The 22,787-nt window shown below is 69.3% G+C and carries 21 protein-coding genes and 1 pseudogene; 16 read left to right on the plus strand and 6 right to left on the minus strand.

Going from position 1 to position 22,787, the window contains the following annotated elements:
- Positions 1-180 precede the first annotated feature (180 nt).
- The 4 genes from fsa (at position 181) to D7W81_RS19635 (ending at position 4,068) form a co-directional block, all read left to right on the plus strand.
- A complete protein-coding gene (gene fsa, locus D7W81_RS19620; protein ID WP_120530299.1) occupies positions 181-846 on the plus strand; it encodes a fructose-6-phosphate aldolase in 666 nt (221 codons plus the stop codon).
- Between the two features lie 148 nt (positions 847-994).
- Positions 995-2,131 (plus strand): acyl-CoA dehydrogenase family protein, encoded by a 1,137-nt coding sequence (locus D7W81_RS19625; protein ID WP_120556914.1) that lies wholly within the window; start codon positions 995-997, stop codon positions 2,129-2,131.
- A gap of 132 nt (positions 2,132-2,263) precedes the next feature.
- Positions 2,264-3,061 carry an electron transfer flavoprotein subunit beta/FixA family protein gene (locus tag D7W81_RS19630; RefSeq protein WP_120556915.1) on the plus strand — a complete coding sequence of 266 codons (798 nt, stop codon included), beginning with the start codon at positions 2,264-2,266 and terminating at the stop codon, positions 3,059-3,061.
- A gap of 41 nt (positions 3,062-3,102) precedes the next feature.
- Positions 3,103-4,068, plus strand: coding sequence for an electron transfer flavoprotein subunit alpha/FixB family protein (locus D7W81_RS19635; RefSeq protein WP_120556916.1), 966 nt, complete (start codon positions 3,103-3,105; stop codon positions 4,066-4,068).
- Between the two features lie 70 nt (positions 4,069-4,138).
- On the opposite strand, the gene D7W81_RS19640 is transcribed toward D7W81_RS19635, so the two are convergent.
- Positions 4,139-4,690 carry a cytochrome c oxidase assembly factor Coa1 family protein gene (locus D7W81_RS19640; RefSeq protein WP_120556917.1) on the minus strand — a complete coding sequence of 184 codons (552 nt, stop codon included), beginning with the start codon at positions 4,688-4,690 and terminating at the stop codon, positions 4,139-4,141.
- 113 nt (positions 4,691-4,803) lie between these two features.
- Between D7W81_RS19640 and D7W81_RS19645 the strand changes: the two genes are divergently transcribed.
- The 5 genes from D7W81_RS19645 to D7W81_RS19665 all read left to right on the plus strand — a co-directional run bounded on the left by D7W81_RS19645 (position 4,804) and on the right by D7W81_RS19665 (position 9,677).
- On the plus strand, positions 4,804-5,781 hold the full coding sequence (locus D7W81_RS19645) for a GNAT family N-acetyltransferase (protein ID WP_208721372.1): 978 nt from the start codon (positions 4,804-4,806) through the stop codon (positions 5,779-5,781).
- Between the two features lie 89 nt (positions 5,782-5,870).
- Positions 5,871-7,022, plus strand: a complete 1,152-nt coding sequence (gene cax / locus D7W81_RS19650) for a calcium/proton exchanger (RefSeq protein ID WP_208721373.1) — start codon at positions 5,871-5,873, stop codon at positions 7,020-7,022.
- A 26-nt stretch (positions 7,023-7,048) separates the two neighbouring features.
- A complete protein-coding gene (locus D7W81_RS19655) occupies positions 7,049-7,972 on the plus strand; it encodes a DMT family transporter (protein ID WP_306440900.1) in 924 nt (307 codons plus the stop codon).
- 76 nt (positions 7,973-8,048) lie between these two features.
- The gene (locus D7W81_RS19660; RefSeq protein WP_120556919.1) at positions 8,049-9,023 is read left to right on the plus strand and encodes an MBL fold metallo-hydrolase; all 975 of its coding nucleotides are present in this window, start codon (positions 8,049-8,051) and stop codon (positions 9,021-9,023) included.
- A gap of 36 nt (positions 9,024-9,059) precedes the next feature.
- Positions 9,060-9,677: an MOSC domain-containing protein gene (locus D7W81_RS19665; RefSeq protein WP_120556920.1), complete on the plus strand. Its 618-nt coding sequence runs from the start codon at positions 9,060-9,062 to the stop codon at positions 9,675-9,677.
- 79 nt (positions 9,678-9,756) lie between these two features.
- On the opposite strand, the gene D7W81_RS19670 is transcribed toward D7W81_RS19665, so the two are convergent.
- Complete coding sequence (locus D7W81_RS19670) at positions 9,757-11,235, minus strand: pentapeptide repeat-containing protein (protein ID WP_208721374.1); 1,479 nt, start codon at positions 11,233-11,235, stop codon at positions 9,757-9,759.
- Positions 11,236-11,279: 44 nt separating this feature from the next.
- Here D7W81_RS19670 and D7W81_RS19675 point away from each other — a divergent pair, with 44 nt between their 5' ends.
- Together D7W81_RS19675 and D7W81_RS19680 are read left to right on the plus strand one after the other, a co-directional pair.
- Positions 11,280-12,242 carry an RluA family pseudouridine synthase gene (locus D7W81_RS19675; protein WP_120556922.1) on the plus strand — a complete coding sequence of 321 codons (963 nt, stop codon included), beginning with the start codon at positions 11,280-11,282 and terminating at the stop codon, positions 12,240-12,242.
- A gap of 30 nt (positions 12,243-12,272) precedes the next feature.
- Positions 12,273-14,846 carry a penicillin-binding protein 1A gene (locus D7W81_RS19680; protein ID WP_120556923.1) on the plus strand — a complete coding sequence of 858 codons (2,574 nt, stop codon included), beginning with the start codon at positions 12,273-12,275 and terminating at the stop codon, positions 14,844-14,846.
- A 34-nt stretch (positions 14,847-14,880) separates the two neighbouring features.
- Here the strand turns inward: D7W81_RS19680 and pyrF are convergent, their stop codons facing one another.
- Positions 14,881-15,735 (minus strand): orotidine-5'-phosphate decarboxylase, encoded by an 855-nt coding sequence (gene pyrF, locus D7W81_RS19685; protein ID WP_120556924.1) that lies wholly within the window; start codon positions 15,733-15,735, stop codon positions 14,881-14,883.
- Positions 15,736-15,751: 16 nt separating this feature from the next.
- Positions 15,752-16,513, minus strand: a complete 762-nt coding sequence (locus tag D7W81_RS19690; RefSeq protein WP_120556925.1) for an SDR family NAD(P)-dependent oxidoreductase — start codon at positions 16,511-16,513, stop codon at positions 15,752-15,754.
- A gap of 159 nt (positions 16,514-16,672) precedes the next feature.
- Between D7W81_RS19690 and D7W81_RS19695 the strand changes: the two genes are divergently transcribed.
- Positions 16,673-17,071, plus strand: coding sequence for a response regulator (locus D7W81_RS19695; RefSeq protein ID WP_120556926.1), 399 nt, complete (start codon positions 16,673-16,675; stop codon positions 17,069-17,071).
- Positions 17,072-17,076: 5 nt separating this feature from the next.
- Here D7W81_RS19695 and D7W81_RS19700 read toward each other — a convergent pair whose 3' ends face one another.
- The gene (locus tag D7W81_RS19700) at positions 17,077-18,891 is read right to left on the minus strand and encodes an AsmA family protein (protein ID WP_120556927.1); all 1,815 of its coding nucleotides are present in this window, start codon (positions 18,889-18,891) and stop codon (positions 17,077-17,079) included.
- Between the two features lie 93 nt (positions 18,892-18,984).
- Here D7W81_RS19700 and D7W81_RS19705 point away from each other — a divergent pair, with 93 nt between their 5' ends.
- A complete protein-coding gene (locus D7W81_RS19705) occupies positions 18,985-19,560 on the plus strand; it encodes a hypothetical protein (RefSeq protein WP_120556928.1) in 576 nt (191 codons plus the stop codon).
- Positions 19,561-19,587: 27 nt separating this feature from the next.
- Here D7W81_RS19705 and D7W81_RS19710 read toward each other — a convergent pair whose 3' ends face one another.
- Complete coding sequence (locus D7W81_RS19710; protein ID WP_120556929.1) at positions 19,588-20,637, minus strand: sulfatase-like hydrolase/transferase; 1,050 nt, start codon at positions 20,635-20,637, stop codon at positions 19,588-19,590.
- Positions 20,638-20,808: 171 nt separating this feature from the next.
- On the opposite strand from D7W81_RS19710, the gene D7W81_RS19715 reads away from it, so the two are divergent.
- The 3 genes and pseudogenes from D7W81_RS19715 to D7W81_RS19725 all read left to right on the plus strand — a co-directional run bounded on the left by D7W81_RS19715 (position 20,809) and on the right by D7W81_RS19725 (position 22,780).
- The gene (locus D7W81_RS19715) at positions 20,809-21,762 is read left to right on the plus strand and encodes a hypothetical protein (RefSeq protein ID WP_120556930.1); all 954 of its coding nucleotides are present in this window, start codon (positions 20,809-20,811) and stop codon (positions 21,760-21,762) included.
- A 272-nt stretch (positions 21,763-22,034) separates the two neighbouring features.
- Positions 22,035-22,430: pseudogene (locus D7W81_RS19720) on the plus strand (AHH domain-containing protein); the annotation flags it as partial.
- The gene (locus tag D7W81_RS19725; protein ID WP_120556931.1) at positions 22,430-22,780 is read left to right on the plus strand and encodes a DUF2019 domain-containing protein; all 351 of its coding nucleotides are present in this window, start codon (positions 22,430-22,432) and stop codon (positions 22,778-22,780) included. The pseudogene D7W81_RS19720 and the gene D7W81_RS19725, both read left to right, overlap by 1 nt.
- The last annotated feature ends 7 nt before the right edge of the window (positions 22,781-22,787 follow it).

Here is a 22,787-nt window from a genome sequence, read left to right on the forward strand (position 1 = left end):
GGCGGGGCTGCTTCTTGGCGGTGGAGCGGGGAGCGCGGGCCATGGCTGGGCGCTACCTCTAACCCAGCCGTCACGTGGGCGGCCATCCTTGACGCATGGGGGGGCCTGGGCTACGGCCTGCCCGCCCGGCCGCCCGTGGCCGGGGAAACCTGCTTCACCACCGGAAACCAAGGGGACGGCATGAAGTTCTTCATCGACAGCGCGGACGTCGGCGAAATCCGCAAGGCCCACGAGATGGGCTGCGTGGACGGCGTCACCACCAACCCGTCACTGCTGGCCAAGGTCGGGCGCAACCTGGAGGAGACCATCCGGGAGATCTGCTCCATCGTGGACGGTCCCATCAGCGCGGAGTGCGTCTCGCTGACGGCCCCGGAGCTCATCAAGGAAGGCCAGGGCCTGGCGAAGATCCACGACAACGTCGTCGTGAAGATTCCCATGGGCGTGGAGGGCATGAAGGCCGTCAAGGCGCTCACCGCCGACGGCATCCGCACCAACGTCACCCTCTGCTTCTCCGCCAACCAGGCCCTGCTGTGCGCCAAGGCCGGCGCCACGTACGTGTCGCCCTTCGTGGGCCGGCTGGACGACATCTCCCAGGACGGCATGGAGCTCATCGCCCACATCCTGGAGATCTACCAGAACTACGACTTCACCACGCAGGTGCTGGTGGCCAGCGTGCGCAACCCCGTCCACGTCCTCCAGGCCGCGCGCCTGGGCGCGGACGTCGCCACGCTGCCCTACAACGTCATCACCCAGCTGGCGAACCACCCCCTCACCGACGCGGGCATCCAGAAGTTCCTCGCGGACTGGGAGAAGGTCCCCAAGCAGGCGAAGCCCGCCGGCAAGTAGGCGCCCGGGCTTCGAAAGCTTCCCCCCGGCCGTTCCGGTGTTCCTGGAACGACGGGGGGACCCTCACGGAGGCTGGCGCCCGGAGGCTGGGAGCGGTATGGCAGGGGAGCGGATTGATATTTGAATCAACCCTCCCGGAGCCCGCCCCATGGATTTCCAGCTCAGCGAGTCCCAGCGCGCCTTGCAGGACGCCGCGCGCAAGTACGCCCGTGACGTGGTGCGCCCCAAGGCCCCCCACTACGACGAGACCTCCGACTTCCCCAAGGACCTCATCTCCGCGGCCTTCGAGCTGGGCCTGCTGAACATGGCCATCCCGTCGGAGTACAACGGCGTGGGCCTGACGCACCTGGAGCAGGTCATCGTCTGCGAGGAGCTGGCGTGGGGCTGCGCGGGCGTGGCCACGTCCCTCATCGCCAACGACCTGGCCAACCTGCCCATCATCCTGCACGGCACGGATGACCAGAAGAAGCGCCTGCTGGCCCCCTTCGGGGAGAAGCTGAAGCTCAGCTGCTTCTGTCTCACGGAGCCCTCCGCGGGCTCCGACGTGGCGGCCATGGGCACCACCGCGCGCCGCGAGGGTGACGAGTACGTCCTCAACGGCAGCAAGTGCTTCATCACCAACGCCGGCTACGCGGACCAGTTCACCGTGTTCGCCACGCTGGACAAGGGCAAGAAGCACAAGGGCATCACCTGCTTCGTCGTGGAGGGCCGTCCCCAGGGCCTGACCACCGGCAAGCACGAGAACAAGATGGGCCAGCGCGCCAGCAACACCACCACCGTCACGTTCGACGAGGTGCGTGTCCCGGCCGCCAACCGCATTGGCGAAGAGGGCGAGGGCTTCAAGATCGCCATGGCCACGCTGGACAACAGCCGCCCGCTGACGGCGAGCATCTCCATCGGCATCGCCCGCGCGGCGCTGGAGCACTCGCTGGAGTACTCGGCGCAGCGCCACACCATGGGCAAGCCCATCCGCGAGCACCAGGCCGTCCAGTTCATGCTGGCGGAGATGGCCATGAACACCCACGCCGCGCGCCTGCTCACCTACGAGAGCGCCCAGGTGCTGGACGAAGGACAGCGCAACACCCTCCAGTCCAGCTATGCGAAGTGCTTCGCCGCGGACATGGCCATGAAGGTCGCCACGGACGCGGTCCAGGTCTTCGGCGGCTACGGCTACATGAAGGAATACCCCGTGGAGAAGCTGATGCGCGACGCCAAGCTCATCCAGGTCTACGAGGGCACGAGCCAGGTGCAGCGCCTGGTCATCGCGAAGGAACTGTTCAGGTAGAAAAGCAAAACTGTGCCCGGCGGGGCTTTCCCGTTGCCGCCGCCGTGTACGGATGTCTATTACTCCGGCCCTGATGCGCGACGCGTCAATGCGCCTCCATTTTCAAACACTCCCCACTGAGGAGAGCCCGCCGTGAAGATTCTCGTCACCGCCAAGCGCGTGGAAGATCCCGAGTCGAAGATCAAGGTGAAGCCGGACGGCTCGGACATCGTGAAGGAGGGGCTGAAGTACAAGATCAACCCCTTCGATGAAATCGGCGTGGAAGAGGGCCTGCGCCTCGCGGCGAAGCACACCGGCGAGGTGGTGGTGGTCTCCATCGGAGGCAAGGAGGTGCAGGAGCAGCTGCGCCACGCGCTGGCCATGGGCGCCAACCGCGCCATCTGGGTGAACCACACGGGCCCGCTGGATCAGCTGGGCATCGCGGGGCTGCTCCAGAAGGTCGCGGAGAAGGAGAAGCCGGACATCGTCCTCCTGGGCAAGCAGTCCATCGACGACGACCAGAACCAGGTGGGCCAGTACCTGGCGGAGTTCCTGGGCTGGGGCCAGGCCACGTTCGCCTCCAAGGTGGAGTCGCTGGAGAGCGACCAGGAGAAGAACAAGGTCCCCGCGGTGGTGCTGTCCGCGGACAAGAAGAGCGTCCAGGTGGTGCGTGAAGTGGACAACGGGCTTGCGACCCTGGAGGTCCAGCTGCCCGCCATCGTCACCACGGACCTGCGCCTGAACCAGCCGCGCTACGCCAGCCTCCCGGGCATCATGAAGGCGAAGAGCAAGCCCATCGAGGAGCTGACCCCGGCGGCCCTGGGCGTGGACGTGGCGCCGAAGATCCAGGTGCTCAAGCTGTCGTCGCCCCCGGCGCGCAAGGCCGGCATCAAGGTGCCGGACGTGGCCACCCTGGTGGAGAAGCTGCACAACGAGGCGAAGGTCGTCTGACCGCGCTCCCAACCCTTCCAACGATTCCGGAGACAGACACCATGTCCATCGTCCTCATCGTCGCCGAGCAGCAGCCGGACGGGAACCTGCGCAAGGCCTCCCTCAACGCCATCGCCGCTGGCAAGCAGCTGGCCGACAAGGCCGGCGCCGAGCTGCACCTCGTCCTCTTGTCCAAGGACCCGTCCAAGCTGGCGGAGGAGCTCAAGGGCTCCGGCGCCAAGGCCATCCACACCGCCGCCGCTCCCGAGCTGGAGCACTACCTGGCCGAGACCTACGCCCCCGTCGTCGCGGGCCTGGCGCAGGAGCTGAAGGCCACCTTCGTGGGCGCGGCCTCCACGGCGCAGGGCAAGGACCTGCTGCCGCGCGTCGCCGCCCGGCTGAAGGCCGCCATGGCCACCGACATCACCGCCATCAACGGCAGTGGCGCGGACATCACCTTCACGCGCCCCATGTGGGCCGGCAACGTGTTCGCCGAGGTGAAGCTCTCCACGCCGGTGCAGGTCATCAGCATCCGCGCCACGGAGTTCGCGGTGGTCGCTGGCGCGGGCGCGTCCGCGGAGGTGAAGTCCTTCCAGCCGAAGCTGGAGGCCTCCAAGACGAAGTTCGTGTCCTTCAACGAAGTGAAGAGCGCCCGTCCGGAGCTCACCGAGGCCAGCGTGGTGGTCTCCGGTGGCCGCGGCACCAAGGGTGACTTCAAGGAAGTCGAGGCGCTGGCGGACCTGCTGGGCGCCGCGGTGGGCGCGTCCCGCGCGGTGTGCGACGCGGGTTGGGTTCCCAACGACCTGCAGGTCGGTCAGACGGGCAAGGTCGTCGCGCCCAAGCTGTACATCGCCGCGGGCATCAGCGGCGCCATCCAGCACCTGGCGGGCATGAAGTCCTCGAAGACCATCGTCGCCATCAACAAGGACCCGGAGGCGCCCATCTTCCAGGTGGCCGACTACGGCCTCGTGGACGACCTCTTCAAGGTCCTGCCCGCGCTGCGCGAAGGCATCCAGAAGCTGAAGTAGTCCGCTTCCGGCCGTGACACCCGAGGGCGCGTCACCGGGAACCTTCCCGGAGGCGCGCCCTTCGTCGCGTCTACAGGTCGATGTCGTTGTCGTTTCCCTGCTTCTTCTGCGCGGGCGGCTCGGAAGGCTCGGCCTCGTCGGGCTCCAGCTCGTGAGGCACCTCGGGGTCTTCCGGAAGCGTCTCGCCCGTGTCGAGCAGGTCGATACGGCTGCCGTCCTCCACCTGGACGTAGAGGGTGCGGAAGGTCCACGCCTCTCCGTTCTTGTCCGCCACGGCGTGGAGCTTGCCGTCCGCCTTGGGGCCGTCCAGCGGGACGACGAACTCCGCGTGGGTGCGGCCGTTGATGCTGCTCACCTGGGTGTTGCTGGGGAAGCCCGGCTTGAAGGTGCCGCCCAGGGCCTGCTGCACGTGCGGGTCCTCCTGGGCCTCGGTGATGGCGTCCGTGTACGCGCCCATGTCCTTGAAGGACGTGTAGCCCCAGCCCACGGCGATGGCGGCGAAGCAGAAGCACGAGCCCACCATCCCCAGACAGCCCACGGGCACCGCCCACTTCCAGTTGCGGCTCCACCACCCCTGTCGGGGCACGGGTGCGTAGTCACCCTCGGGCATCGTCGGCGGCATGGGCCCTCCTGGCCTGGACCTGGGGCCGCGTCATAGCCGGTTCCGGACGAAGCGGAAGCGGGGCCTGCACCGGGGGCGGGTTTTGGAGGCGCCTTCATGACAGAGTGGGTGTCATGCCCTCTGGTGGCGTCTCGACGGCCGAGCTCGCGGACCTGCTTGCGGCGCTGCCCTTCGGCCACCGGCTGTGGGTGCGCGGCATGGGGCGGTGTCTCTACCCGCTGTTGCGCAGCGGGGACGCGGTGCGGCTGTTGCGCTGCGGGCCGGAGCGGCTGGCGCGCGGGGACGTGGCGCTGGTGCGGCACGGGCCAAGGCTTGCCGCGCAGGTGGTGCTCTCCACGGAGCCCTGGGTGACGGAGTCGCTTCTGGGCGGCACGGACGTGGCGGGTGGGGAACTGGTGGGACGCATCATCGCGCTCAAGCGTGGACGGTGGGTGGTGCGGCTGCCCCGGCCCACGCGGCCGGCGTTGTTCCTCATGCAGCGCACCCTGTCCGGGGTGTGGACGAAGCCCGCGTCCCGCGCGGTGTTCCGCCACCTGCGCGACCTGTTCTCTGGCTGGACGAAGCCGCTGCGCCGCCACTTCGTGGGCCCGCTGGAAATCAGGCTGGTGCGCCCGGAGGACCTGGACGCGCTGCTCGCCTTCGCCACGGAGCGGCTGGTGGTGTCCGGCACCTTCCTGCGCAGGCAGCTGCGCGACCGCTGGGGCCTGCCGCCCGAGCGGCGCGTGGGGGCGGCGGCGGGCGCCTTCGACGCGCAGGGGCACCTGCTCGGCTTCGCCTGGGCGGACGACTACCACCAGGAGGGGCTGGTCCTGGACGGCTTCTGGGTGCGCTCGCTGGTGGTGTCCCCCAGGGTGCGGCGCATGGGCGTGGCCACCGCCCTGGTGCGCTGCCTGGTGGAGGAGATCCAGCGGCAGGGCGCGGACCGGATCCACGCGGACATCGACGAGGACAACACCGCGTCCCTGCGGACCTTCACCGGCCTGGGCTTCCGCCCCGCGCCGGAAGCGCTGACCGCCGCGACGAACCAGCAGTGGGACGCGGCGGGTGGAAGCAAGCGGCTGGTCGTGCTGGTGCTCCCCCTGCTGGCCTGAGCCCCGGCGGGAGTTGCACCCTCCAGTCACCTGGGCCAAAAGCACCCCCGTCCCGTTCCCCCTGGCATTTCTTGCTGGCGAGGCCCTTCGTGAGCACTCCCGCGTCCATTCCTCCGGCTTCACCTGGCAGCCCCGGTGCGTCCCAGCCCGCGTCCCCGGAGGGCGAGTCGAAGGGGGGCTTCAACGTCGACCACCTGTTCCTGGGCCTTTTGGCGGTGTTCTTCCCGCTGGCCATCGCGTCGCACTTCTTCTTCCCGGGCGTGTGGACGTTCGTGCTCTGCGCGGTGGCGCTCGTCCCGCTGGCGCGCCTGATGGGCGAGGCCACGGAGGTGATTGCCCACAAGTTGGGCAGCGGCCTGGGCGGCCTGATGAACGCGTCGTTCGGCAACGCCGCGGAGCTCATCATCGCGCTGGCGGCGCTGCGCTCCGGCCACTCGGACGTGGTGAAGGCGTCCATCACCGGCGCCATCCTGGGCAACCTGCTGCTGGTGCTGGGCGCGGCCATCCTCGCGGGCGGCCTGAAGTACCCGAAGCAGAAGTTCAACATGACGGCGGCCCTGTCCGGCTCCGCCATCATGTTCCTGGCGCTCACCGCCATGTCCATCCCGGACCTGTTCCACGCGGTGCGAGGCCCCGCCGCGGACAAGGTCATCTTCCCCATGTCGGTGGCCATCTCCGTCATCCTGCTCATCGTCTACGCGCTGTCGCTGCTCTTCTCCCTGCGGACGCACGCGCACCTGTACGCGGGCGAGGAGGACGGCGCGCCGGAGGAGATGCCCGTCTGGAGCACGAAGAAGGCCTCGCTCGTCCTCCTGGGCGCCACGCTGGGCGTGGTGGTGGTGGCGGAGTTCCTGGTGCACGCGATTGAGGACGCCATCGCCGCGTTCGGCTTCACGCACACGTTCGTGGGCGTCATCATCATCGCCATCATCGGCAACGCGGCGGAGCACTCCACCGCCATCCTGATGGCGCTGAAGAACAAGATGGACCTGGCGTTCAACATCGCCTTCGAGTCCTCCAAGCAGATCGCCCTCTTCGTCGCGCCGGTGCTGGTGCTGGTGTCCATCCCGCTGGGCCAGCACCTGACGCTGGAGTTCAGCCACATGGAGGTGCTGGGCATCGCCATCGGCACGGGCGCGGCGACGCTCATCGCGCTGGACGGCGAGTCCAACTGGCTGGAGGGCGTGATGCTGCTGGGCGTCTACGCCATCCTCGGCGTGGCGTTCTTCTTCATTCCTTGATTCCGGAGCCGGGAAGGGTGGTCCAGGTGGCTGCAGGGCGTGAGGGTGCGCGGTGGCAGGCGGATGGGGCGCTGGTGCTCCTCACCGTCTTCTGGGGGCTGACGTTCGTGGTGGTGAAGGACGCGCTCGCGTTCGCGGATCCGTTCACCTTCCTCACCCTGCGCTTCATCGTGGGCGCGGCGGTGATGGCGGTCATCGCGCGCGGGCGGATGTTCGCGCCCGGCATCATCCCCAAGGGGCTGCTGCTGGCGTGGGTGCTGTTCGTGTGCTTCGCGCTCCAGACGGTGGGCCTGAAGGACACCACGCCGTCGCGCGCGGCGTTCCTCACCGGCCTCAACGTCCTCTTCGTCCCGCTGATGTCCATGGTGCTGCTCCGGCGCCTGCCCCGGTGGGGCACCACCGTGGGCGTGGTGCTGGCGGCGGTGGGCCTGTACTGGCTGACGCGGCCCACCTCGGGCGAAGCGCTGCCGGGGGACGTGGGCGGCCTGCACCTGGGGGACTGGCTGTCCATCGGGTGCGCGGTGGCGTACGCGGGGCACATCCTGCTCACGGAGCGCTTCGCCACGAAGGACAACGCGGTGGGCCTGGTGGCGGTGCAGCTGGTGGGCGTGGCGGGGATGTCCGCGCTGTGCCTGCCCTTCGTGGAGCGCAAGCTGGAGTGGACCCAGCCGCTCGTGGTGGCGGTGCTCACCTGCGGCGTGCTCGCGAGCGCGATCGCCATCCTCGTCCAGACGTGGGGCCAGGCACGCACCAGCGCGGTGCGCGCGGCGCTCATCTTCGCGCTGGAGCCGGTGTTCGCCTCGGCCTACTCCGTCGCGGTGGGCCGCGAGGTCCTGGGCATGCGGGAGTGGCTGGGCGGCGCGCTCATCGTCGTGGGCGTCTTCGCGTCGGAGCTGGGCACGGTGGTGTGGGACGGATGGCGAGCACGGGGCCGCACGCCCGCCGCCTGAGCATGCGACGCGCGGGGTGGGGTGCCCCGGCCGGGAGCGCGAGCGCCCGGGCCGCGCTATAGACAGCGCCCATCCCATGAGCGTGGAGCTGAGACGAAACGGCCTGCACCTGACGGGCACGCCCCTGTCGCTGGACGCGAAGCGCAAGTCGCCGCTGTCCTTCGTCAGCCATGGGCACTCGGACCACATCGCCCGCCATGAGAGCACCATCGCCACCCAGGCCACGCTGCGCTTCATGACGCACCGGCTGGGGCCGGTGGCGTCCGCGCTGTCCGTGCCCTTCCGCCGCCCCTTTGAGTTGGGCCCGCTGCTGCTGGAGCTGTTGCCCGCGGGCCACATCCTGGGCAGCGCGCAGCTTCGCGTCACCCGCGCGGACGGCAAGCGCATTGTCTACACGGGGGACCTGAACACCGCGCCGTCGCTCACCGCGGAGGCCACGGAGGTCGCGACCTGCGACACGCTGGTCATCGAGTCCACCTTCGGGCACCCGCGCTACCGCTTCCCGCCGCGCGCGGAGGTGCTGGGGCAGGTGGAGACGTGGCTGCGCGCGCAGCTCAACCGGGGCGTGACGCCGGTGCTGCTGGGCTATCCCCTGGGCAAGAGCCAGGAGGCGATGAAGCAGCTCGCCGGCCGGGGCTTCATGCTCGTCGCGCACCCGTCCATCTTCGACGTCGCGGAGCTGTACGCGGAGCTGGGCGTCCCCATCGAGAACCTGCGCCGCTATGACGGCCGCGTGGAGCCGGGGGAAGTGCTCTTCTTCCCGCCGCACCTGGCGCGGGGCGGGGCCCTGGCGCCGCACTGGCCCCGGGCCACGGCGGTGCTCACCGGCTGGGCCATGGACCCGGGCGGCGCGCGGCGCTACGGCGCGGACGTGGCCTTCCCACTGTCGGACCACGCGGACTTCCCGTCCCTCATGCGCTACGTGAAGGACACCGGCGCGCGGGACGTCATCACCTGCCACGGCTTCGCGGAGGAGCTGGCGCAGGCGCTGCGGGACGCGGGCACGGACGCTCGGCCGCTGGGCAAGCCACAGCAGATGACCCTGTTTTGATTTTGCCGCGTCGGCGTGTTGGAACGGGCGCCCGATATGCCCACTCCTGCTCCCTCGCTGACCGGACACCTGGCCAACGTGCTGCTGTGCACGGACGCTGAACCCAAGCGCTTCGTCACCCGGGAGGTGCCCGAAGTGAAGGTCGACTTCGCGGGCATCGAGGGGGACCGCCACGCGGGCCTCACGCGCAAGGCGGACGTGCGCGTGCCCTGGTTCCCCAAGGGCACCGTCATCCGCAACACCCGGCAGCTCTCCGTGGTGTCGCGCGAGGAGATGATTGAAGTCGCGCGCACGCTGGGCGTTCCGCACGTGCTGGCGTCCTGGCTGGGCGCGAACCTGGAGCTCGTGGGGGTGCCCCGGCTGACGCACCTGCCGCCGGGGACGCGGCTGTTCTTCCCGGAGGACGCCACGCTGGTGATGGAAGGGGAGAACCTCCCCTGCGTGCAGCCGGGCCGTGTGATTGAAGCGCACCACCCGGACATGAAGGGGCTCGCGGGCCGCTTCGTGAAGGCCGCGTGGCAGAAGCGCGGGCTGGTGGGCTGGGTGGAGCGCCCGGGCCTCATCCGCGCGGGCGACGAGGTGCGCGTGATGCTGCCGCCGCCCGTGACGTACTCGCTGCCCTCCGCGCCGTCGGAGTCGGAAGCCGTGGGCTGAAAAGCAGCAGGCCCGGCAGGAGCGCCTTTCAGCGCATCCGACCGGGCCCTGCCGTGCTTCACGTCCGTGACGGAGGTGCCTACGCCTCCGGCGACTGGACGATGAGCTTCTCCTTGCCGCACACGTCGCAGCGCACGTGCACGAACAGGTCGTCGTCGCTGTCCTCGGGGACCTCGCCTTCGGGCACGCCCAGCTCCGCCTTGGCCAGCGCCGGCACCTTGGCCGGGATGTCCTGCGCCTTGAGCGACTGCACGTAGGTCATCTCGCGGTCGTGGCACTCGCGCACTTCCGGGCCCGACAGCCACTGCGGCTCCATGCCCTCCGGCAGCCGGCTGAGCAGCTCCAGGTTCGACACGGACTCCGCCAGGTACGCCAGGCGGCGCAGCCGCGCCTCCTCCGGCAGGGCCGCGAACACCTGGAAGCCCTCCAGCAGCGTCTGCCGGTCCTCACCCGTGGCCGCGTTCGCCAGCTCCAGCGACGCGTCCGCCGACTCCAGCGCCTCTTCCCAGTTGTTCTCCGGGTTGAAGCCCGCCTCCAGCAGCGACGAGTACAGCTGCGCGGCGGCCAACCGGCGGCGCACCTCGTGCACGTGCTCCACCACCTCGTGCGTCAGGCGCAGCTCCAAGAGCGCCCCCGTGGTGCGCGGATCAATGGAGCCCGTGAGGTCGTCCACCTCCACCTCGGTGCGCAGCTCGCCCTTGAGCTGCTTCGCCGCGGCGAAGCGGAACAGGGGCAGCACGCCCACCTCGCGCAGGTACACCGCCGCGACGTTGGCCTCCTTGCCACCCATGCGCAGCGCCTTCTGCGCGCGCTCCACCGCGCCGGGGTCCGCCGCGGGCTTCTTGTTCTCCAGCCGCGTCTTCACCGCCTCGCGGTAGAGCGTCTCCAGGGAGCTGCCCGGGGGCAGCCGCTGCGGCAGGAGCGGACGCAGGCCCGGCACGTCCAGCACCCAGAGCGGGGGAGCGCCCACGTGCTTGAGCGCCCGGAAGAAGAGCGAGCCCGGCGGGTCCTGCGGCCGGAACGGGGGCAGCTCGTCCGGGTGCGCGGAACCGGCGCCGTCCATCGCGCCGCCGCCACCGTGCGACTGGCCCATCATCTTCTCGCGCTGCTCCCGGGTGAACGCCGTGATGCCCTGCACCGGCGGGGGCGGGGGCGGCGGGGCTTCCTCGCCGTCCAGACCCGTCACGCGGTCCATGTCCACGTCGTCCATCTCCAGGTCGTCCAGACCCTTGGCGCCCGTGAAGTCACAGCGCAGGAGCTTGAGCTTCTCGAAGACACAGCCCTCCAGGTTGGCGCCGCGGAAGTCGCAGTCCTGCAGGCGGCCCCCGTGGAAGTAGGCGTTGGTGAGGTCCGTGTCCCGGAAGTTCATCTTCGACAGGTCACAGCGCTCCCACTCGGAGCCCACCAGCTCCAGTCCGGAGAGGTCCGCGTTGGCGGAGAACAGCTGCGTGAACGTGGCGCCCGTCTGACCGGTGGGGGCCTGGCCGGACTTGCGCAGCTTGTTCCATTCGGCGGAACCGTTCTGGAGCAGCTTCTCGATAGTTGGGGCTTTCGGCATGGACCGCGAATTATTCGTGTGGTCTGGTCCAGGCGCCAGCACAAATGATCGAGTACCGAATCGAAGCCGACACCGTCGGGATGCGGCTGGACAAGCACCTGCGCAAGCGGATGCCCAACGTCCCCGTCAGCCACCTCTTCAAGATGATCCGCACCAAGAAGGTGCGAGTGAACGGCAAGCGCGCGCAGCCAGAGCAGTTGCTTGCCGAAGGAGACGTGCTCACCATCCGCGGCACCGAAGAGCAGCTCACCCTGGCGGAGCGTCCGAAATCGGACCGTCCGCCCCCCCCGCCACCACCGGTAGACCCCTCCCGGCTGGTCATCCTGAAGGAAGACGACTGGCTCATGGCCGTGGACAAGCCCAGTGGCATGGCCGTCCATACCGGCAGCGGCATCACCGGGGGCACCCTGGTGGACTACGTGCGCGCCTACCTGGGCCCCAAGGCGACGCGGAATGACTTCACCGCCTCACCCGCCCACCGCCTGGACCGGGAGACCTCCGGCGTCATCCTGGTGGCCAAGCGCCGCCCGGCGATGGTGCATTTCACGGAAATCTTCACCCACGGCCACCCGAAGAAGCGCTACCTCACCCTGGTGAAGGGGAAGATGCCCAAGGATTCGGGCGTCATCGACCTGCCGCTCGCCGAGCACCAGCAGACGGCCGAGTCCAAGGCCCGTCGGGGAGTGAACATGCAGGCGGCCGTCACCCGCTGGAAGGTCGTGCGCCAGTCGAGCGACGCAGCCCTCCTCTCCTGCACCATCGAGACCGGGCGCACGCATCAGATAAGAAGGCACTTGGTCGCCGTGGGCCACCCGGTGGCGGGTGACAAGAAGTACGGAGACTTCGCCTTCAACCGCGACGTGCGGGCGCGCTGGGGGCTCAAACGTCTGTTCCTGCACGCCGAGCGCATCGAATTTCCGCACCCCGAGGATGGCAGGAAGGTCGTCGTGGAGACCCCAATGCCCCCTGAATTGATGGACGTGCTGAAGCGGGCGGCGCTCCTCTAAGCCTTGAGCCCAGGACTCGACAGAATACGCATGTCCGACCCGAAGATTGACCGCAGCCGCTCCAAGCTGGTGCTCGACGGCGTCCCGCCCAAGCGCAACATCCTCGTGCGCTTGATGAAGCTCGCCGCCGTGTTGGGCCTCATGGGCGCCACCGCGGCGGTGCTCGCCGTCGTGGGCGCCTACTACATCTTCTCCGACGGGCTGCCCGCCATCCCGAAGGTGGACGAGTACTGGCCGCCCATCGTCACGGAGGTCTACACCGACGACGCCGTGCTCGCGGGCGAGTTCTACAACGAGCGGCGCAAGGTGGTGCCCTACGAGCGCATCCCCAAGCGCCTCGTGCAGGCGTTCATCGCCAGCGAGGACTCCAGCTTCTTCGACCACTTTGGCGTGGACGTGCTGGGCACCACGCGCGCCGTCTCCAAGACGGTCATGACGAAGCTGGGCCTGCGCGCCGGCGGCGTGCAGGGCGGCTCCACGCTCACGCAGCAGACCGCGAAGGCGGTGCTCATCTCCGCGGAGGGCTACAAGGAGGCCACCGCGAAGACGCCCAAGCGCAAGATTCGCGAGGCCATCCTCGCCTTCCGGCTGGAGCAGGCGCTGACGAAGGAAGAGATTCTGTACCTCTACCTGAACAACGTCTTCCTCGGGCACCACAGCTACGGCGTGCAGAGCGCGGCGGAGAACTACTACCGCAAGGACGTGCGCGACCTGACGCTGGGGGAGATGACGCTCATCGCGGGCCTGCCCCAGGCACCCAGCCGCTACTCGCCGTTCCTGCGTCCGGAGGCCGCGAAGAAGCGCCGCTCGTACGTGCTGGGCCGCATGTTCACCGAAGGCATGATCTCCAAGGAGGAGCATGACCAGGCCAACGCGGAGCCGGTGAAGGTGTACCCGGTGGAGGACGTCTTCCACGAGTTCGCCCCGTACTTCGTGGAGCAGGTCCGCAAGGACGTGGTGGACCGCTACGGCAACCCCGTGCTCCTGAAGGAAGGCCTCAAGATCTTCACCACCATGGACAGCGAGCGGCAGCGCGCGGCGCAGGACTCCGTGCTGGACGGCCTGATGTCCGTGGACAAGCGCCAGGGCTGGCGCGGTCCGGTGATGCAGCTGGCCACCGAGCCCGAGCGCAGCGCCTTCATCGCCAAGGCCAAGAAGGCCATGGGCAAGGAAGAGCTCGTCGACAACCGCCTCTACGTGGGCGTCGTCACCCGCATCGACGACGACGGCAAGGGCGCGGACGTGCAGGTGGGGCCGCACCAGGGCCGGCTGCCGCTCCTGGGCATGCGCTGGGCGCGCAAGGTGAACCCGGAGAGCTACTACCCGGCGAGCATGATCACCTCCGTCAAGAAGGCCGTGGCGGTGGGTGACGTGGTGGTGCTGCGCCACGTGGTGAAGAAGGAGCTCACGGACGACCGGGAGCAGTGGGACAAGAAGCTCGCGGAGGACATCCCCGAGGAGGGCGTGAAGCTCTTCCGGCTGGAGCAGACGCCGGAGGCGCAGAGCGCGCTGGTGTCCATCGACCCGCATCGCCAGTACCTCACCGCGATGGTGGGCGGTTACGACTTCGACGACAACGAGTTCAACCGCGCGTTCCAGGCGTGCCGTCAGCCGGGTTCTTCCTTCAAGCCGTTCGTGTACTCGGCGGCGCTGGAGCAGCTGCAGTGGACGGAGGCCACCATCATCGTGGACTCGCCCATCGTGGAGCACGACCCGGACAACAAGGTGTCGTGGAAGCCGGCCAACTACAGCGAGGAGTTCGTGGGTGACGTGCTCCTGCGCACCGCGCTGGTGAACTCCATGAACATCCCCGCGGTGAAGACCTTCGGCGCGGTGGGCGTGCACAACATGGCGGATTGGTCCAAGAAGCTGGGCCTGACGACGCCCATGAACATGGACTTCTCCGCGGCGCTGGGTTCGTCCTGCGTGTACCCGTTCGACCTGGCGTCCGCGTACGCGACCTTCAACCGCTACGGCCGCAAGAAGCCCACGTACTTCATCCGCAAGGTGGAGGACCGCTTCGGCCGCACGCTGGAGGACCACACCGCGTTCGACGACGCGTGGGCGCCGCTCCAGGACCGCGTGGCCGCCGGCTACGCGCGCCTCTTCGAGCCGGGCGAGCAGGTGATGAGCGCGGAGACGGGCTTCATCCTCACGCACCTGTTGCGCGGCGTGGTGCTCCAGGGCACCGGCGGTCCCGCGCAGAAGCTGGGCAAGCCCGCGGCGGGCAAGACGGGCACGACGAACGACTCCTTCGACGCGTGGTTCGCGGCCTACACCAAGGACCTGGTGACGGTGGCGTGGGTGGGCTACGACTTGAACCCGCACCCGCTGGGCCGCTACGAGACGGGTGGCCGCGCGGCGCTGCCCATCTGGCTCAACTACATGAAGCGGGCGCTGGAAGGCCGGCCGCAGCCGGAGTTCTACCCCTGGCAGTCCATGCAGCTGGCGCGGCTCTACATCGACAAGAAGACGGGCAAGGTGTCCCACCCCGGCGCCAAGGGCGCGGAGCTGATGTTCTTCAAGAAGGGCACCGAGCCGAAGGAGGCCGTGCCCGACAAGAACCAGGTCGGCGTGGACCAGTTCATGATGGGCGCGCAGTAACCGTTCCGCGCGCCCCGTCCCAACGCAGTGCCCCTCAGGCGCCTTCGCGGAATGCACGCGAGGGCGCCTGATGTGCTTCCAGGGCCTTCCTCAGCGCGGCCACGTCCGGGCCCGCCTCCAGCACGGAGCGGGCGGCGGTGGGCAGCACCTGCCGCTCGCGGCCGGAGAAGAGCTTGGGCAAGTCGTTGAAGCCCGCGCCCTGCGAGCCGATGCCCGGCGTGAGCAGCAGCGCGCCGCCCAGCCGCTCCACCACGTCGCGGTCGGCCGGGGGCAGCGTGGCGCCCATCACCGCGCCCGCGGGCAGCACGCCGGGGCCTGCCTTCGCGTTGAGCTCGCGCAGGCCGTCCGCCACGGCCTGGGCCACGGTGCGGCCGTCACCGCCCACGGCGTTCTGCACGGGCACGCCTTCCGGGTTGGACGAGCGCACGACGACGAAGGCGCAGGCGCCGTGGGCCCGCGCGCGCTCCACCGTCTTCGCCAGCGCGCCCAGGCCCAGGTACGCGGTGAAGGTGGCGGCGTCCACGTCGTACGCGCTGCCCGGACCGAACAGCGATTCCGCGTAGGCGTCCATGGTGGACCCGATGTCGCCGCGCTTCACGTCCAGCAGCGTGAGGGTGCCCGCGGCGCGGAAGCGCTGGAGCACACGCTGGAGCACGGCGAGCCCCTGGGGGCCGTGGCGCTCGAAGAAGGCGCTCTGCGGCTTCACCACCGCGAGCGTGTCACCGGCCGCGTCGGCCAGCCGGTCGCAGAAGTCGGACAGGCCCTGCGCGGTGTCCGGCAGGTTCCAGCGGGCGAGCACGTCGCGGGACGGGTCCAGGCCCAGGCAGAAGGGGGAGCGCTCGTCGGCGAGCTTCGCGAAGCGCTGCGCGAAGGACGGGGGCGTTGTCACGGGCGGGGCTCCTCTCTCACTTCAGCCGGCGCGCGGTGGCGTCGAACAGCGGGTTGGGCATGGCCTTCAATACGCGCATGGACGTGGCCAGCTGCCAGGGGAAACTCACCTCCGTGGCGCCCGCGAAGATGCCCTTGCCCATGCGCTCCACCGCGTCCTCGGTCTCCATGAGGAAGGGCATGGGGAAGTTGTTCTTCGCGGTGAGCTCGCTCTTCACGAAGCCCGGGTAGACGCACGTCACCTGGACGCCGGTGCCCTTCAGGTCCACGCGCAGGCTCTCCAGGAAGGTGGCGAGGAAGGCCTTGGACGCGGAGTAGGCGGCGTGGCCCGCGAGCCCCCGCAGCCCCGCGAGGCTGGACACGCCCACGACGTGGCCCCGGCGGCGCTCCACCATCTGGGGCAGCACCGCGCACAGCGTGGCGGCGGCGCCGGTGACGTTGGTGTCGATGATGGCGCGCGTGCGCTCCCAGTCCATGCGCTTGCCGTGCGTGGGCCCGCCGATGCCGGCGTTCGCCACCACCAGGTCCAGCCCGCCGCACTCCGCGTCGATGGCGCGGATGCGCTCCTGCGAGGCCTCCGCGTGGTTGACGTCCATGACGACGGGCTCCACCGCCGCGCCCGCGGCCAGGGCCTCCGCGGCCAGGGCCTGCAGCTGTGACAGCCGCCGTCCCGTCGCGAACACGCGCACGCCGTGCTTCGCCAGCCACAGGGCCAGTCCACGTCCCAGCCCGCTCGAGGCGCCAGTCACCAGCGCCGTCCGGTAGGTCATCTCCGCCATGCCGTCCTCCAGGGGTGTCGCAGCGGCCCGCCTTGTCGCACGGTTGCGCGCCCGAGGGCACGCAAAACCCCTTCCCCTCACCGCGGGACGAGGTGCCCCTTTCCGCGTGTGGACACCTTGGAGGACCCGGGGCGGGGATTCTTCAGGAGTGTGCGGCGCATGGCCTGGTGGAACTGCATCCTCGTGGTGGACGACGACCTGGACCTGCTCCGGGCCTACAAGGAAGCGCTGGAGCTGGACGGCCACGAAGTGGTGCTGGCGCGAAATGGCTTCCAGGCGCTGCGCCTCCTGAAAGAGGGGCTGCGTCCGGCGCTCATCCTGTTGGATTTGATGATGCCGGGGATGAACGCGTGGTCGTTCCGCCTGCGGCAGCTGGACGACCCGGCGCTCGCCTCCATCCCGGTCATCGTCCTGTACTCACAGGACGCGGGCACCCGCGCGATGAATGCCCTGGGCGTGAAGTGCCTCCTGGAGAAGCCGGTGGACCTGGGCGTGCTTCTGGGCACGGTGGCGGCCTACGTGCGGCCCCCCGGCGACTCGGCCCATCCGCACCCGTGAGGAACCTAGCGGAACGGGGGGACCGGCTGGCCCCTGAACCACTCCGTTGCGTTCATCAGGTGCAGGTCGTGCTTGCCGGGCCGCAGCTCGATGCCGCCCGTCACCGCGCCCAGCGACGCCAGCACGGCGCCCGTCATGTTGCCCTGCACGAGGTCCAGGTGGCCTTCGAGCTTGAAGCCGTCCCCCTTCGCCTTCAGCTCGCGCAGCTGGAGCCCGCGCTCGTCAATCTGCACCTGGCCCGTCACCTCCACCTTCGGGATGTTGAGCAGCGAGGTGAGGAAGCCGGGCAGCTTCTTGGACGAGGTGATCAGCGCGACCAGGGGCTGCGTGTCGGTGAGCTGGCTTGCGAAGCGCGCCTTCAGCACCGTGGGGGACAGGGTGAGGCTTGCGCGGGGCAGGGTGAAGTTCCCGCTCCAGCCGCGGATGGGCACGTTGCCGTTGGAGGACACCTGGCTCAGCCGCAGCGTCGTCCCGCTCAGGCCCAGGTCCGTCATGTCCCAAGACAGTTGCCTCGCGTCCACCTCCACCTCCGCGCGCAGGAGGACCTTGTTCTGCCCCATGCGTCCGGAGACGAGGTCCGTGTCCATGCGCAGCTCCAGGGCGTTGCGCGCCTTGGCGCTCTTGGACGGCTCCTCGCTGCGCACCGTCACGTGGCCGGAGTCGATTTCGAGCGTCTGGCCCAGCCACGGATTGAGCACGCGCAGGTCCAGGGGCTTGCTCTTCGCCACGTGCAGCGCGGGCTCCAGGTCCAGGCCGGGCTGCCCTTCACGCTTCCGGGCCCGCACGGTGAGGGCCACCTCCGGCACCTCCACGTCGTTCCCCTTGGCGCCCGACACTCGCACCGGCGCGAACGCGAGCCGCAGCGAACCGGACGGCGGCCCCTGCTGCTCCGGGGGCATGGAGGCTTCCAGGCTCCATGGGGCCCGGGCGCGCACGGGCCCCGCGCGCAGGTCTAGCTCCGCGCCGGACGCCTTCAGCTGGCTGCCCGGCTCCAGGGTGTTGCGCTGCATGCGCACGTCCAGCTCCACCCTTCCGGCGCCGCCGCGCAGGGACACGGGGGCGCTCGCGCCCAGCTGGTCGTTGATCCAATCCAGGGGCAGCACGTCGATGCGCGTCTTCACCTGACCGCTGAGGGCCTTGGAGAGGTCGTAGCCCTTGCCCTGCTGGAAGGGCGCGTCGAGCAGGGCGCGCGAGTCGAACGCCTCCAGCCTCGCGACGCGCTTGCCGTCCACGTCGATGAAGCCCTCGGCCACGCGCACCGAGGGCAGATCCACCTGGAGCCGTTCGCGGGACTGGAGGTTCAGCGTGCCGGTGACGTCCAGCGCGCCCGTGAAGCGCACGCGGCTGAAGTCCAGCTCGCGCACCTCGTGCAGCGTGACGTCCTTGAGGTGGATGACCCAGGGCTTGCTGTTCGGGCCGGACGGCTGTTCGGGCACGCCGGACGGCTCCAGGTGGAAGCTGGCGCCATGCCCGTCGATGCCGTCCACGTCCACGCGCTTTCGCAGGAGGCCCGTGAGCGACATGCCCGCCTCCAGCGCGTCCACCTCCACCTTCCACCAGACGTCCGCGTCCTGCTGGGTGAGGGTGAAGCCCTTCAAGTGGAGCCGGCCCACGGGCCACAGCCACCACGCGCGCTGCCACGTCAGCTGCGTGCGGTCCGTCGCGCGGCCCATGATGGCCTGGGTGACGCCCGTGTTGAGCGCGACGTTGATTGCGACCTCCAGCACCGCCACCGCCACCAAGGCCCACAGGGCGACGCGGCGCCAGCGCCTGCCGTTAGGGGCTGCGTCCTGCACGTCCGGGGGAGGGGAGACGGTCATGTCGCGAGGTTCCGGGAAGGGGCCCTGGATGACTCATCCTCCCGGGACGCACAAGGCGTGTTTCCTGGCGAAGCTGGATTAGAAACACCGTCCATGGACCAGGCCACCCGCGACCACTTCGCCAACCTGCGCAGCACGGACGCGGACTCCCGCTATGCCTCCTTCCGTCACATCATGGACGTGACGGGGGCGAAGGTGGACTGGGCCGCCGAGGTCTGGGACGGGCTGCTGGCGCTGCTGAAGGAAGGAGACAACCACCAGCGCGCCATCGCCGCGCAGGTGCTGGCGAACCTGGCCAAGAGCGACACCGAAGGGCGGATGCTCAAGGACCTGGACCGGCTCATCGCGGCGACGAAGGACGAGAAGTTCGTCACCGCGCGGCACTCGCTCCAGTGCCTCTGGCGCGTGGCCACCGCGAGCGATGCCCTGCGCAAGGCGGTGGCGGACAAGCTGAAGAAGCGCTTCAAGGAGTGCGCCACGGAGAAGAACGGGACGCTCATCCGCTACGACATCCTGGAGGTCCTGCGGAAGACGCATGACGCCACGCCGGACCCGGCGCTGCCCCCCCTGGCCTTCTCGCTCATCGCCCTGGAGGAGGACCCGAAGTACCAGAAGAAGTACTCGGGTCTCTGGAAGGACCTGATGCCGAAGCGCGGCGCGAAGGCGTAGCTCCCGCCTCCGCGCCGCAGCCGGTCCTCAGTGGACGGGGGCGGCGCCGTTCTCCATCGTCGCCATGATCTGGTCGATGGAGAAGCTGGACGGGTGCTGGCGTGACGGGAACTTCCGGAAGGTGGCCAGGAACCGGCCCACCATCGCCTGCGCGGGCACGAGGACGAAGGCGCGGTCGAACATCCAGGTGAAGTAGCCGACGGAGTCCTCGGAGCGCTCCAGTGGATCCGCGCGCAGGTCGAAGATGAGCGGGACGCGGCGGGTGGTGAAGGGCTGCGACCACACCTCGATTCCCTTGGCGTTCTGCTCCTCGAAGACGAGCTTGAAGCGCTTGTAGCGCATGGCGACCAGCTCGCCGTCGTCGCCGAAGTAGTAGAATTCGTCGCGGCGGGTTTCGCCCTGGCCCGACAACAGCGGCGTCTGGTCGTAGCCGTCCAGGTGGACATGGAAGTGCTTGGCCCCGGCGTCATGGCCGTTGAGCATCTTCTGCACGATGTCCGGATCGCCCGCGTCGGCGAGCAGCGTGGGCAGCCAGTCCTCGGAGGAGAACATTTCGTTGATCTGCGTGCCGGGCTTCACCACGCCCGGCCAGCGCACGACGCACGGAGCACGGAATGCGCCCTCCCAGTTGGTGTCCTTCTCCCCGCGGAAGGGCGTCATCCCGCCGTCCGGCCAGAAGCTCGTCATCGCGCCGTTGTCGGTGGTGTAGACGACGATGGTGTCGTCCGCGATGCCCAGCTGATCCAGCTTGTCGAGCAGCCGCCCCACGTGGCCGTCGTGCTCCACCATGCCGTCCGGGTACAGCCCGAAGCCCGTCCTGCCCTGGGACTCCTTCCTCAGGTGCGTGTGGATGTGCATGCGGGTGGTGTTGAACCAGATGAAGAAGGGCTTCTGGTCCTGCTTCGCGCGGTCGATGAAGTCCAGGGTGGATGCCATGAACTCGTCGTCCACGGTCTCCATTCGCTTCTTCGTGTAGCCCATGACGCCCAGGTTGTAGGCGCTGAGGTTCCAGTAGCCGATGTCGTCACCGAAGATGACCAGGATGTTGGGCTTCTTCTTCGCGGGCTTCGTCGCCATGCGTGCACCCTCCGGAGTCTTGTGTTGCGGCCAGGGGTGGAGACGCGCCGGACTCTGGACAACCGGAAGGGAGCAGCGTGGCGGGCGGCGGGCGTGTCTGGAAGTCATTGCCTGGAGGGACATGGGTCCACACCGTCCTGGGGAACCCCCTGGAGAAGGACCGGTGCGCCGATGGGAATCGCGGGCCGCAAGGGACCCATCGAGGCGCTTCGCAACCTGACCCTGTCGCTTCAGCAACTGGCGGCGACCGAGATTGCGACTGGCGTGGTGCGTGGCACGGCCGATGGGATCCGCAAGGAGGTGCCGGAAATCGACGGGCAGCTGCATACGCTGCTCCAGGACGTGCTCACGGTGCTGGGCCGCCTGGCGCACGAGGCCGCCAAGCGCGAGCACGGGGAGCCGGTGGATGCCACCCATGCGCTCGCGGAGGCGGCCATGGAGGGCGCGCTGAAGGCGCTGGAGCGGGAGTGGAACGAAGGCGGCCTGCCCCTGCATGGCCTCATGGTGCGCCTCAACCATCTCTTCGACGAGGTGGTGAGCTTCGCGCACTCCCGCACGGATGAGATCCGCACGCCCGGAGAGCGGGCGCAGGTGATGGCCCAGGGCGTGGTGAAGGCGGCCACGGAGCAGCTGCACGACTCCCTGCCCGGCATCATGGAGGACGCACGCGGCCTGGCGCCGCTGGGAGAGGAGGTGGCCTCGAAGGTGGGCCGGGGGCTGGTAGAGGGGGTCGAAGGCAAGCTGCGAGAGGACTCCGGCCTGCTGCTGGGGCTGGTGGAGCGGGCAGGGCAGGGGCTGGTGAGGGGAGTCGCCGCGGGCGTGCGCGAAGAGCTGGCCGCCAGCCCCGCGGCATCCGGCGAGGCGCTGGGGCATGCATTGGAGGCACTCGCCGAGCGCGCCGCCTTCGCGACCGTTCGAGGGGCGGGGAGTGCGCTCACGCAGGAGGAGCTCCACTGGCGGGAGGCGCCACGCAACCAGGACCTGTTGCGGCGCACGAGCCGGGAGATCACGGCCGGTGCGCTGGAGGCACTGGGGGCGCGGTTGCGACGGCCCCTGCTGGCCCTCGCGGGCGTGGGCAGCGCGCTCGTGGCGCTGACCGTGCTGTCCTCGCGGCGCCACGCGTGACGTCGCAGGCCTGGGTTCAGGCTATGGAGCCGGAAGAGGGCTCCAAATGCTTGCACGTGGGTGGTGGGTCGTTCTGCTGGTCGCGTTATCGGGCTGTGGCGGTGTCCGGCCGGTCGTGACGTTGGACATGGGGGCGGGCCGGAAGGCGACTTTCGTTCCTCGCCAGGACGCCCGGGTGGTGGAGCTGGACGAAGCCAGAGCCTCGCTCAAGGAGCGCGTCCGGCCGTCTTCCCGTCCACAGCAAGCCGCCCGTGACTTGTTCCAGATGGAAGCTCGCAGTGGCTCCGGGCGCGGTCGCGATGGCGGCCCAGGGGCAAGGCGGAGGGAGTCCTCCATCCGCTCCCGGTGTCAGGTCCTGGGGCTCGTTCAGCGGCTTCAAGCAGGCCATGGGACCCGCGGGCGCCGGCAAGCAGTGGCACCACATCGTCGAGCAGACCCCCGGCAACGTGGAGCGGTTCGGTCCGCATGCGCTGCACAACACGGACAACGTCATTCGCCTGGATGCTCGGTTGCATACGCGCATCAGCGGTATCTTCTCTGCCATCCGCCGCGACCTGACCCGGTCGTCCACGATGACCGTGCGTCAGTGGCTGAGCACCCAGCCCTTCGAGGAACAACGCCGATTCGGGATGCTGGCCTTGGAACAAGTCATGAAGGGAGCCTGGTGATGGAGTTGAAGGAACTCGTCGAACAGTTCGCGCACCATGTCTCCGCGCAGGGCGACTGCATTCGGGATGGAGACTCCAAGAAGGGCAACAAGCACGCCCGGAAGTACGGAGCTGCCTTGGATGCGCTGCTTGCGCAGGGAGATGCCGGACGGGAGGCGCTAACGGTCTTGCTGAAGCATCCCCGCGCGGACGTGCGAGGCATGGCCGCATCGTTCCTGCTGCGCCACCGAACGGAGGAATCGAAGGCGGTGTTGGAGGCCATCGCGGCGGAGGGAGGCCTGGCCGCAATTGGCGCCATCTTGAACCTCCAGCGCTGGGCTGAAGGCACCTGGTCGCTCGATCCGGGGTGAGCGGCCT

The sequence above is a fragment of the Corallococcus aberystwythensis genome (assembly GCF_003612165.1).
Taxonomy (GTDB): domain Bacteria; phylum Myxococcota; class Myxococcia; order Myxococcales; family Myxococcaceae; genus Corallococcus; species Corallococcus aberystwythensis.